The 10,697-nt window shown below is 56.1% G+C and carries 14 protein-coding genes; 11 read left to right on the forward strand and 3 right to left on the reverse strand.

The window, feature by feature from the left end; translation table 11 throughout:
- Positions 1-6: 6 nt before the first annotated feature.
- On the reverse strand, positions 7-1,029 hold the full coding sequence (locus tag RBB82_RS01260) for an ATP-grasp domain-containing protein (RefSeq protein WP_433973306.1): 1,023 nt from the start codon (positions 1,027-1,029) through the stop codon (positions 7-9).
- 48 nt (positions 1,030-1,077) lie between these two features.
- Positions 1,078-1,788, reverse strand: a complete 711-nt coding sequence (locus RBB82_RS01265; RefSeq protein WP_433973307.1) for an esterase family protein — start codon at positions 1,786-1,788, stop codon at positions 1,078-1,080.
- Positions 1,789-1,845: 57 nt separating this feature from the next.
- On the opposite strand from RBB82_RS01265, the gene RBB82_RS01270 reads away from it, so the two are divergent.
- The 4 genes from RBB82_RS01270 to rimM all read left to right on the forward strand — a co-directional run bounded on the left by RBB82_RS01270 (position 1,846) and on the right by rimM (position 4,382).
- Positions 1,846-2,727, forward strand: coding sequence for an alpha/beta hydrolase (locus RBB82_RS01270; RefSeq protein WP_433973308.1), 882 nt, complete (start codon positions 1,846-1,848; stop codon positions 2,725-2,727).
- Positions 2,728-2,884: 157 nt separating this feature from the next.
- Positions 2,885-3,133: a 30S ribosomal protein S16 gene (gene rpsP / locus RBB82_RS01275; protein ID WP_179582336.1), complete on the forward strand. Its 249-nt coding sequence runs from the start codon at positions 2,885-2,887 to the stop codon at positions 3,131-3,133.
- A 286-nt stretch (positions 3,134-3,419) separates the two neighbouring features.
- Positions 3,420-3,719 carry a KH domain-containing protein gene (locus RBB82_RS01280; protein WP_260740079.1) on the forward strand — a complete coding sequence of 100 codons (300 nt, stop codon included), beginning with the start codon at positions 3,420-3,422 and terminating at the stop codon, positions 3,717-3,719.
- Between the two features lie 21 nt (positions 3,720-3,740).
- The gene (gene rimM / locus RBB82_RS01285; protein WP_433973309.1) at positions 3,741-4,382 is read left to right on the forward strand and encodes a ribosome maturation factor RimM; all 642 of its coding nucleotides are present in this window, start codon (positions 3,741-3,743) and stop codon (positions 4,380-4,382) included.
- Here rimM and RBB82_RS01290 read toward each other — a convergent pair.
- Positions 4,379-5,272 carry a hypothetical protein gene (locus RBB82_RS01290; protein WP_433973310.1) on the reverse strand — a complete coding sequence of 298 codons (894 nt, stop codon included), beginning with the start codon at positions 5,270-5,272 and terminating at the stop codon, positions 4,379-4,381. The genes rimM and RBB82_RS01290 overlap by 4 nt on opposite strands.
- Positions 5,273-5,436: 164 nt before the next feature.
- Between RBB82_RS01290 and trmD the strand changes: the two genes are divergently transcribed.
- From trmD to RBB82_RS01325, 7 genes are all read left to right on the forward strand, one after another.
- A complete protein-coding gene (gene trmD, locus RBB82_RS01295) occupies positions 5,437-6,258 on the forward strand; it encodes a tRNA (guanosine(37)-N1)-methyltransferase TrmD (protein ID WP_433973311.1) in 822 nt (273 codons plus the stop codon).
- Positions 6,259-6,355: 97 nt separating this feature from the next.
- On the forward strand, positions 6,356-6,715 hold the full coding sequence (gene rplS, locus RBB82_RS01300) for a 50S ribosomal protein L19 (protein WP_433973312.1): 360 nt from the start codon (positions 6,356-6,358) through the stop codon (positions 6,713-6,715).
- Positions 6,716-6,801: 86 nt separating this feature from the next.
- Positions 6,802-7,566 (forward strand): ribonuclease HII, encoded by a 765-nt coding sequence (locus RBB82_RS01305; RefSeq protein WP_433973313.1) that lies wholly within the window; start codon positions 6,802-6,804, stop codon positions 7,564-7,566.
- Positions 7,557-8,285 (forward strand): PIG-L deacetylase family protein, encoded by a 729-nt coding sequence (locus RBB82_RS01310; protein ID WP_433973314.1) that lies wholly within the window; start codon positions 7,557-7,559, stop codon positions 8,283-8,285. Before RBB82_RS01305 ends, RBB82_RS01310 begins: the two co-directional genes overlap by 10 nt.
- 44 nt (positions 8,286-8,329) lie before the next feature.
- Positions 8,330-8,926, forward strand: coding sequence for a pyridoxamine 5'-phosphate oxidase (gene pdxH, locus RBB82_RS01315; RefSeq protein WP_433973315.1), 597 nt, complete (start codon positions 8,330-8,332; stop codon positions 8,924-8,926).
- 453 nt (positions 8,927-9,379) lie between these two features.
- A complete protein-coding gene (locus tag RBB82_RS01320; RefSeq protein ID WP_433973316.1) occupies positions 9,380-9,895 on the forward strand; it encodes an N-acetyltransferase family protein in 516 nt (171 codons plus the stop codon).
- 139 nt (positions 9,896-10,034) lie between these two features.
- Complete coding sequence (locus RBB82_RS01325) at positions 10,035-10,316, forward strand: hypothetical protein (RefSeq protein WP_433973317.1); 282 nt, start codon at positions 10,035-10,037, stop codon at positions 10,314-10,316.
- Positions 10,317-10,697: the final 381 nt, after the last annotated feature.

Consider the following 10,697-nt stretch of genomic DNA (forward strand, 5'->3'; position numbering starts at 1 on the left):
GCCCTCTTAGTCGTTTTCTTTGCGGCCTTTTTTGGTGCCCTTTTTTACGGTCTTTTTGGGGGTGGATTTGGGCTCTGGTTTCGCGGCCGATTTTTTGCTTGGGGTTGCGAGGAAGGCCGACCAGTTCAGATCATGCTTCTTGTTGGAGGATTGGGCTTTTTTTACGGCTAGTTTCGCTACTTTGTCGACGATCCACTCGAAGCTTTCTTTCCCAACGGCGTGAAGGTCGGCGTCTGGTGCGGGGTTCATGAAGTCGATGGCGTAGGGGATGCCGTCTTCTACGGCGAACTCTACGGTGTTGAGGTCGTAGCCGAGCGCTTTGCAGAGAGTGAGGGCGTCTTTTTCTACTCGTTTGAGGAGCTTCTTGTCGTACTCGGGTGGATCGAGGACGTAGCGGTGCTCGTGCGGGCGGCGTGGATCGTAGGGCATGATGCGGACGTCGGATTGGCCGACGACGTAGCAGCGGAAGTACTCCTGGAAGTTGACTGCGGCCTGAAGGGTCATGCAGAGATCGCGGGTTTGATCGTAGGCGTGGAAGAACTCGTCGCGATTGTGGACTTGGAAGACATCGCGCCAGCCGCCTCCGTCGTGAGGTTTGAGGAAGGCCGGGAAGCCGACGTACTCGAAGATGCCGTCCCAGTCGAGGGGAAACTGCAGGTTGCGCAGAGAGCGCTCGTTGATCTGTGGAGGAAATTTTTTGTGTGGCAGGAGAACTGTTTTGGGTACCGCTACGCCTAGTTTTGCGGCTAGGGCATAGTTGAAGAACTTGTCGTCGGCGGACCACCAGAAGGGATTGTTGATGACTTGAGTGCCGGTGAGGACAGCGTTTTTTAAATAGGAGCGGTAGAAGGGGAGATCGTGCGAGATGCGATCGACGATGACCGCATAGCCGGAGGGCTCTGCCATGTGTACTCCGCCGAGATGAACGAACTCGGCATGAATGCCTTCGATCTCCATTGCGTTGACGCGATCGACGAAAGCGCCGGGAAAGGTATTTTCCATTCCGAACAGAACACCAATCTTCTTCACTGAATCCTCCATGGACGAATGTTGTCGAGGTGGTTTGCCCGTTGGAGACTAGAGATAGGTCGCGAGCATTCTCTGCCACCAGGGCCAGTCGTGGCCTGTGTTGTCGCCCCATACGTCGAGGCGGCAAGGGATACTTTTATTGCGAAAGACCTGTGCCATGCGTTCATTTTCGTTCCAGCATTGATCGTGAACGCCGGTTGCAAGGATGTAGTTGTTGCGCCGGTAGCGGTCGAGATACCAGGAGTCGCTGATGTTGGGGAGGTAGTGCATGGGAATGTTGAAGTAGCAGTCGTCGTCGTAGTAGCCGCGGAGAAAGTTGGATGGGTCGAAGGCCCCGCTCATGGAGAGCATGGCCTGAAAGACATCGGGATGGCGGAGGGCGATGTTCATGGCATGGTAGCCGCCGAAGCTGGTGCCGATGGATCCAAGGCTTGAGTATTGGTTTTGCTGGCGCACGAGGGGAAGGACTTCGTTCATGACGTACTGCTCGTACTGCATCTGACGGGCGATGCGCCAGCGTGGGGGAACGTCGCGGTTGTACCAACTCTCGCCGTCAACCGAATCGACGCAGTAGAGTTGGAGGTGGCCGTGTTCGAGTTTGTCGTAAACGGTGTTGACCATTTGACGGTCTTCAAACTCATAGAATCGGCCTTGGGAGGTGGGAAAGACGATAGCCGGGAAACCTGCATGCCCGAAGACGAGCAGTTCCATATCGCGTCCGAGAGAGGGTGAAAACCATTTGTGGTAGTCGCGTTTCATCCGGCTCCCTCTGCTAGTCTGAAGTAATCGTAGTTGATTGGAGCAGCTTCTTCCGCATTGAGACCTTTACCGACAACCGCTTCCCATCCTGTGCTTGAGGCCCTCGAGCTTGGGTCCAGCTCCGCCATCCCCGACGAAGATGTGTTGAGAGAGCATACCGCAGACGATCTTGATTTGAATCCGAGATATAGCGTGCGGAAGTTTCATTCGGAGATTTTGCCGGATGACCGCGTTGTTTCGGTGTATCTGCCGCCACAGTATCTGGAGCAGGAGGAGCGACGCTTCCCTGTCTTCTACCTCCATGATGGACAGAATCTGTTCGATGGACGCACCTCGTACATTGCGGGACGGACCTGGAATGCACATACGGCGGCGGATCGATTGAATGCGGGAGGCGAGATTGAGCCGGTGATCCTGGTTGGCGTTGCAAATACAGGGCTTCGGCGAATGGCGGAGTATACGCCCACGCGCGATTTCAAGATGGGCGGCGGGGAGGGCCGGAGCTACGGGCGGTTGCTGATCGAGGAGTTGAAGCCGCTGATCGACAGTTCCTATCGCACGCTGCCCGAGGCTGGGAATACGGGTCTGGGTGGGTCTTCGCTGGGCGGTTTGATCTCGCTTTATCTTGGGTTTACGCACCCTGAGGTGTTTGGTAAGGTGGCGGTGATGTCGCCTTCGCTGTGGTGGGATCAGCGGAGCATCTTCAATTTGGTCGATCAGAGGCACCAGAAGCCTGAGCTGCGGATTTGGCTGGATATTGGAACGGCGGAGGGCGCGCGCCACGTGAAGGATGCGGACCATCTGGAACGGCAGCTGATCAAACGGGGTTGGAAGCCGGGGATTGACCTCGCTTATATGAAAGCGGAGGGGGCGGTTCATGACGAAAATGCGTGGTCGGAGCGCTTCGGAGACGTGCTGAGGTTCTTGTATCCAGCTTAATGAGCTTCTAATTGCGCTATTTCGTTGCGAAAAAAAGCGTTTTCAGACATACTTAGTTGTTGGGTGATGTGTCCTAAGGTCCCTGTCTGAAGGAAGATCGACAGCGCGGCTATGTCACCCAAACCAAAAATGTTTTTGAAAGGCATTGCCAGTGTTGATGATTCGTTTGGCGCGCGTTGGAGCGCGTAAGCAGCCGCACTACCGCATCGTAGTTATTGAAAAGGACCGCGCCCGTAACGGCCGTTCGGTCGAAGTGGTAGGAACCTACAATCCGCGGACAAACCCCGCGACAGTTGATTTGAAGCGCGACCGTATCGATTACTGGACCGGAAATGGTGCTCAGTTGTCGGAGCGCGTTGGGAAATTGATGGCCCAGAAGCCGGCAGAGGCAGTCGCAGTAGCTTAGGAGTAACGTGAAGGTTATTCTTTGGGTGAACACACGTGGTGCCCAAAGATAGCTGACACACTAGGTTCTTCGTGACACGTTCTGAGCATCATTTCACGTAGACTCTTTGGTATTGCACAGTCGCAGTTGGCCTTGCAAAGCAGAAGGCTCTGGGTTTAAAGCCCCAGGACTTCCTGCGACCGGTGTTTCGCTCGTTGCAGCACTTCCTGGAAGATCTCCGCTAGAACGAGACGAAGGGATAGAGCTTGAGCGTCTCCTCGTGACTCCCAGACCTAGAAGGTGTGTGATGACTCAGGCAACTCAGTTTCCTGCAGGGGACGACCCTGTAAAGAACATGACAGACCTTGTAGCGGAGATAGCCCGTGCCCTGGTTGACGACCCGAACAGCGTGACGGTCGAAGCCATTCAAGATGGCGAATGCACCGCGCTTCGCTTGCGTGTCGCGCATAGCGACGTCGGCAAGGTGATCGGAAAGCAAGGCCGAACCGCGCGGTCGATGCGTACCATCCTCAGTGCCGCCAGCATGAAGCTGAAGCATCGCTTTTCGCTGGACATTGTGGAAGAGGACCAGACGCCTGCTCCATAGCGGTTCGACTGACAAAAGAAAGTGCTCCAGTCGATCCTTCGCCTCAGTTTTTTGCTTATGACGGAGAGCACCCCAGCATGGATCGTATTGGCACACCTGCTTCGGCCCCAGGGCCGCAAGGGCGAGGTGCTCGCGGAGCTGTTTACCGACTTCCCCGAACGATTTGAAGAGCAGACTAGAGTTTTTCTTGCTCCGACTGGCTTCAAGGGCAAAGTGGCGGAGGCGCGTACGGCTGAGGTAGTGTCGTTCTGGCTGCCTGTCGGGAAGAATGAAGGGCGTATCGTGATGCATTTTGCAGGTGTCGATACAATCTCGGACGCAGAATCGATTGCGGGGCAGGATGTGATCATTCCACGGGAAGAGCGGCTTCCGTTGGACGACGAGTCGGTCTATATCAGTGAACTGATCGGCTGCACCGTCTATGACGGGACGACGGCAATTGGTGTCGTCGAAGATGTGCAGTTTGCTACGACCGCCGATGGGGCGCGTCGATTGACCGATGCAGCACCGTTGCTGGCAGTGACCTCACGCGATGGAGATGAAGTGCTGATTCCGTTTGCGAAGGCATTTCTGGTGACGGTAGACACCGAGGGGAAGCGGATCGATATGGCGCTGCCTGAGGGTTTGGTTGACGTCAACCGGAGTGCAAGCGATAAGACCTAGAAGTGGTAGGCCAGACCTAACGAGAGTACCGGATAGACCGGGATTCTTTTCAGGTCTTCGTTGAGGGTCTGAATCTCCTGCTTCAGACTGGCCTGAGCCTCGGCGTTATTGGCGAAGCTGAAACAGCCTTCGGTGGTGCAAGCTGATCCCGTCAGGTTGACGTTGATGACTGGAGCGCCGGTGTAGGCCGCGCCAAACTCAAATGGAACGGAGAAGTGCCGGCCGTTGTGTGGGAGCGCATTTCCAAAGCCGAGCAGCAGCGTAGGCGAGACGTTGTGGGGAAACACGACTGTCATGGTGCCGTTGACCGGGTCGTCGACGCTGTTGATGTAGCTCTGATCGCCGAGTGAGAAGTTCTGGCCGGCGGGAACGGTTGCGAGGGACGAGATGTTGTTCCTTGAGTAGAGGATGCCGGGGCTGATGTGAAAGCCGTGACGTGAAGGAAACCAGTCGAGTGTCGTCTGCGATGATCGCAGGCGAAGCCGGGAGTCGTAGGTTACGCCATCGGTGCCGAAGGGGTATCCGAAGTTGATGACGCTGAAGCCGGAGCGAAGATTAAAGCTACGGGAGAGGGGCGTTGCAAGTTCTGCACCGGCTCCAAGTGTGCTGGCCTTGATGGCGAGGGCTGCTGTGTGGAATGGCCGTGTGGCCGGGGTCTCTTTCGCGGAGGGAACGGGGATGGTGCGAATCAATCCTTCAGAGCTCGATGGACTACTTGTAGATATGCCCGGGGCCGTCGCTGGCACGAGGCGGCTGGCCGTGGGTTTGGCCAGCGCGAGTTGCTGGTGAGTCGAAGGCTGGATAGGATCTAATCGTTGTTCCTGGCCAATGGCCATGAGACAAAGAGATGGCAGAATAGTCAGTCCGGCGGCGAGCTTAATTCGATCCATGGTGAGACTCTTTCTACTTATCGTGATCTTTGTGGAGATGCCATTTGCGACGATTGCTCAAGCAAGGATTCGTTTGAGACAGCCTGCGTGGTTCTGCAACTTTCAAAGTGATATGGTGCAATCTGCACATTGATTCTTCAGGAGCTTCACCGCAGTTATCGTCTATGCGCTTCGATATCATTACGATCTTTCCCGACTTCTTTACCGGCCCGTTCCACTATGGGATTCTGAAGCGCGCCCGCACTACTGGTCTGGTCGATATCGCCACGCATGACCTGCGCAGCTTCACGCACGATCGCCATCGGACGGTGGACGATCGCCCGTTCGGTGGAGGAGAAGGGATGGTGCTGAAGCCGCAGCCGATCTACGATGCGGTGCAGTCGCTGCATATCGCGCCAAAAGATGAGCGGCAGAGGCAGAAGGAGACCGTGATTCTGCTCTCAGCGCAAGGACAGCCGTTCAGTCAGTCGATGGCGCAGGAACTTACGTTGACGGAGCGCGTCGTAATTTTGTGCGGACGATACGAGGGGATCGACGAGCGGGTGAATGAGATGCTCTGCGACAGGGAGATTTCGATCGGCGACTATGTGCTGTCGGGTGGTGAGCTGGCGGCTGCAGTGATCGTTGATGCGGTCGTGCGGCTGTTGCCGGGAGCGCTGGGCAATCCCGATTCGTCGCGATTTGAGAGCTTTGGTGCAGAGGATGTTATGGAGGATGCAGGTGAGGCAGATGGGCCGCCGCGGTCGACCTATGGCTCTGGTGGGCTGCTCGACTATCCGCACTACACGCGGCCCGCGGATTTTATGGGAAAGCTCGTCCCAGAGGCGCTCTCGGGGGGCGATCATGAGGCGATCCGTAAATGGCGGAGACGGATGGCGTTGAAGAAGACTCTGGAGAACCGGCCGGATCTGCTGGATAAGGTCGAAATTGACGACGAAGATCGAGAGATTCTGGCTGAACTGCGAGGTTACAGAGAATCAGAGTGATAGAAGCGACAGTGGCTCATTTCTCGTGTGGTTTTCACCCGGAAAGTGCAGATTTCGTGTACACTAAAGGTCGAGTCCAACATAGGAAAGTTGTGTCATGTCCATTCATCCGATAATGCAGAAGCTGGCCGCGAAGTTCGAGCGGACCGATCTACCCGTGTTCGCCCCTGGCGATACAGTTCGTGTTCAAGTCAAGATTCGTGAAGGTGAGAAAGAGCGTCTGCAGGCGTTTGAGGGCATGGTAATTGCCTGCCGCAAGGGCGCGCAGGGATCCTTTACCGTTCGCAAGATGAGCTTTGGCCAAGGCGTCGAGCGTATCTTCCCGTACAACTCAAAGGTTGTCGACAAGGTCGAAAAGGTTCGCTCGTACGAAGTTCGCCGTTCGAAGCTGTTCTACCTGCGCGGTCTGCGCGGCAAGGCTGCTCGTCTGCGCGAAGTTGAGCGCGCCGCCAAGTAAGCATTCAGTTCCCTGTTTTCCACTGAGCCACGACTTCGGTCGTGGCTTCGTTCTGCGCGCTGGTTATACACTCGAACCAGAAAAGCATGGCCTCGATTCCCTCTCCACGTGCGGCCCGGACGGTGACTGCAGCTACCGCGAAACAGCGCATGCTGAAGCAGCTGGTTTGCAGCGATGCGCCAGAACAGGCTCTGCGATATTACGGATTTCAACGGATCGCCGGCGTGGATGAGGTGGGGCGCGGGGCGCTGTTTGGGCCGGTGGTGGCTGCTGCGGTAATTCTGCCGGAGTGTCTGGATGAGTTGGCAGAGGCTGGGCTGAAGGACTCCAAGCAGCTCACTCGGGAGGAGCGCGAGTCGCTCGACCGGAAGATACGCGGTATGGCGCTTGCGATCTGTGTCGCTGAAGTCGACGCCGAGACGATTGACCGGATCAATATCTATCAAGCAACGCGCATGGCTATGTTGCAGGCTGTCTTGGGACTGACGCTGGCTCCGGATCATCTGTTGATTGATGCGATGCGTCTCGATCATCCGTGCCGACAGACGAAGCTGATCTATGGGGATGCACTGAGCCTTTCGATTGCAGCGGCTTCGGTAATTGCGAAGGTGCATCGCGACGCTTTAATGCGCGAGTTGCACGAGGTTCATCCTGGATATGGACTTGCTTCGCATAAGGGCTACGGGACGCCGGAGCATCGGCGAGCGCTGGCTGAGATTGGGCCTTGCGCGCTGCATCGGAGGACGTTTGCGCCTGTGCGAGCGGTGGATCCGGATGCGGTGTTGGACGAAGTTGTGTCGGCTGAACTGTTGTTTGACGATTCGGATCTGGAGGATGCGGAGTGGGCTTGAAGTTGATGTGCGTGGCGGCGCACCCGGATGATGAGTGTTATGCGTTTGGTGGGGCATTGGGGCTGGCAGCGGATCGCGGAGTTGAGAGTTACGTCGTCTGCCTGACGGATGGACAGGCTGCAACCAATCGTGGCGATGCGTCGAGTGGTGACGCACTGGGAAAGATGCGACGGGATGAGTTTTCTGCGTCGTGCAACGTGCTCGGGGTATCGCACCACGAGCTTCTGGACTATCAGGATGGGCAGCTGGAGTTAATCAACTTCTCGTTGGCTGCGGGAAGGCTCGTGGAGCGGATACGGCGTTACAAGCCGGATGTCGTCATCACGTTTGGTGGAGACGGCGGACCGAATACGCATCCAGACCACATGATGGTGTCGATGTTGACGACCGCAGCCTTTCATTGGGCGGGACAAACGAGACGATATCAGGATGCCGGTGCTACCTTCAAGCCCCAGCGGTTGTACTACGTTACTGCAAACTTCCATCTGCCAGATAGACCGCCTGCTGTACCAATGCCATGGACCGTGACCCTCGATATCCGTGCAGTGAGAGAACGCAAGATCGAAGCGTTTCGACAACATGTTTCGCAGGCACCGCTGATGGAGAAGACGAAGGAGATCTTCGAACGATATGGCGCGGAGGAGTTGTATGCCTTGGTGGCTACGGCAGAGCCGCAAGCTGCGCAGTTGACGACCGATTTATTCGACGGGTTGGAGTAGTCTCCTTCGCTCGCTTTCCGCCTGCTGAAGAAGATGAGGATGCGATGGACAAGGTGGAATTAGAGACTGCGGTTGATCCGATTGCGCTGTTTCGCGCATGGCTGAAGGATGCGGTGGCTCGTGAGGTGAATGATCCGGATGCAGTGGCGTTGGCTACGGCGACACCGGATGGGGTGCCCAGTGTGCGGATGGTGTTGATGAAGCGACTGGATGAGGGAGGATTCTGTTTCTATACGAATGCGGAGAGCCAGAAGGGCTCGGAGTTGGCGGTCAATTCGCACGCGGCGATGTGCTTTCACTGGAAGTCGCTGCGGCGGCAGGTGCGGGTCGCAGGCACAGTGGCGGAGTTGCCGGATGAGGATGCAGATGCTTACTTTCACAGTCGATCGAGGTTGAGTCAGCTTGGGGCGGTGGCTTCGCAACAGAGCCGAGTGCTGGCGTCGCGGGAGATGCTGGTGGAGCGGGTGAAGGAGTTGGAGCAAAAATCTCCGGGGGAGATTTCGCGGCCTGACTATTGGCGGGGTTATGTGTTGCGACCGGAGCGCATTGAGTTCTGGAAGGATGGCGAAGGCCGGTTGCATGACCGTTTTTTGTTTTCAAGGAACGGCGACGGGTGGCGTAAGGAGCGTTTGTTTCCGTAGTTTTTGTAGGCAGCCGTGCAATTCGCACGCCCTGATGCCATGGCTTTGTTGGTTCCGGCGGTTGCAGTTGCAAATACCGCAGCGAGTTGTCTGCGGTCAGTCCTTCATACCCTCCCCCTCCCGAACCCTTAGGATCTTGTACGTAAGATCTATGAAATCTTAGGTTTACGGAGGAGCTATCCTGGTAAAATATTGATACTAAATGACTTGTTTGCAAAATATTGCACCGAAACGACTTAGCTCTCGCCTGTCGTTCCGAACCGGCATTTTTTTTGCCCTGACTCTATTTTATCTGGTGGAGCGGAACTCATGCGCAACGCGATTGTGCTGGATTGGCGTGGGTTTTGATGGGTCGGGAGCTTGACAGCTTTTCGTGCGGGGAGCCTGCCTGGCATTTTTTGAGTGCTTGATGGTGCGAGATGGGGGCTATCTTGGCGCATGGAGCAGAGGCGCATGGAGATTCGAGCGGCGACGGGGCAGGATGCGGGTGCAATTGCCCGTGTCCATGTGGAGAGTTGGAAGACCACTTATGCGGGGATTGTGCCGGAGGCATATCTGGCGAGCCTGAACGAGGCGGAGCGTGAGGCTTCGTGGGAGGAATGGCTGACACTTGATGTGGATGTGTTCGTGGCAGAGGTGGATGGTGAGGTTGTCGGATTTGTGAGTGGAGGAGCACTTCGTGATCCCATTGAGGAGTTCGATGCTGAGTTGTTTGCGATTTATCTGCTACAGCGTGAGCAGGGACGCGGGATCGGAACGGCTCTTTTGCGGAGACTGGCTGGGTCGTTGAAGGACAGAGGCTTCAGGAGCATGGCGGTATGGGTGCTCGAAGACAATGCATCCGGCCGTTTTTATACGCAGTCGGGGGCGTTGCGGGTTCGTTCGAAGGAGATGGAAGTCGGTGGGGTGATGCTGCCTGTGGTGGCTTATGGTTGGGCTGACCTTGGGGCGATTGACTCGGGTGCTTGATCGGTGGCAACAACTACAACGGCAAAAGCACTGCAACAACAACGGCAAGAGCAAAGGCAAAAGCAAATACGGGGATCCTTCGACTGCGTTGCTCGCAAAGTGCCGCGAGCAACTTCGCTCAGGATGACAGGTGGTTTGGGTGGGTCCAACGGTAACGGCAAAAGCAACGACAACGGCAAAAGCAACGACAACGGCAACAGCAACAGCAACTGCAACTGCAACGACAGCTGCAACTGCAACAGGCAACGACAACAGCAACGACAACAGCAACGACAACAGGAATAGCAACGGTGACAACTACTACAACCGCGACACGAACGGTGATAGCGTTACAAGCGCAACAGCCGCGGCTGCTCGTGTAACAATTCTTCGCGGCGTGTCGGTGCGGAGTGCGGTGGGCGGAGTTGAGCTTGTGAGATGAAGCCCTCCGCGCGTGTCTCTTGTGTCTTTCAGGACGCGCGTTGGAGGGCTGCTTCGTGAGAGAACCGGCAGTACCGGGCAAAACAAGACCTACTTCGTATAAGACGAAGTAGGTCTTCATTTAGACCCAATTTCTTCGAAGTCAACCTGATTTTTTTTGTCACTACGATTGCGATGAGGCGCCGTGCGCTTCAGCTTTGCTCGGCAACGACAAATTGATCGTCTTTTTGGTCGAGTTAAGTGTTGGTCGAGTAGGAGCATGCGCCTTCGTGGTGCTTTGGTGGTGATTGGGTGCATTTTTGTGGTGGTTTGATGGTTCTTATAACGCGCTCTACGGTCAGGTAAATACATTTTTTGACGGGCGTCGCCCCGAGTAACGCTC

It is taken from the genome of Tunturiibacter lichenicola (assembly GCF_051013355.1).
Taxonomy (GTDB): Bacteria; Acidobacteriota; Terriglobia; order Terriglobales; family Acidobacteriaceae; genus Edaphobacter; species Edaphobacter lichenicola_F.

Coding starts and splice junctions, on each gene's coding strand:
- pdxH (WP_433973315.1), top strand. CDS start 8,330: ATGGACAAGGTGGAATTAGAGACTGCGGTTGATCCGATTGCGCTGTTT.
- RBB82_RS01265 (WP_433973307.1), bottom strand. CDS start 1,788: ATGAAACGCGACTACCACAAATGGTTTTCACCCTCTCTCGGACGCGAT.
- RBB82_RS01280 (WP_260740079.1), top strand. CDS start 3,420: ATGACTCAGGCAACTCAGTTTCCTGCAGGGGACGACCCTGTAAAGAAC.
- RBB82_RS01290 (WP_433973310.1), bottom strand. CDS start 5,272: ATGGATCGAATTAAGCTCGCCGCCGGACTGACTATTCTGCCATCTCTT.
- trmD (WP_433973311.1), top strand. CDS start 5,437: ATGCGCTTCGATATCATTACGATCTTTCCCGACTTCTTTACCGGCCCG.
- rplS (WP_433973312.1), top strand. CDS start 6,356: ATGTCCATTCATCCGATAATGCAGAAGCTGGCCGCGAAGTTCGAGCGG.
- RBB82_RS01320 (WP_433973316.1), top strand. CDS start 9,380: ATGGAGATTCGAGCGGCGACGGGGCAGGATGCGGGTGCAATTGCCCGT.
- rpsP (WP_179582336.1), top strand. CDS start 2,885: ATGATTCGTTTGGCGCGCGTTGGAGCGCGTAAGCAGCCGCACTACCGC.
- RBB82_RS01305 (WP_433973313.1), top strand. CDS start 6,802: ATGGCCTCGATTCCCTCTCCACGTGCGGCCCGGACGGTGACTGCAGCT.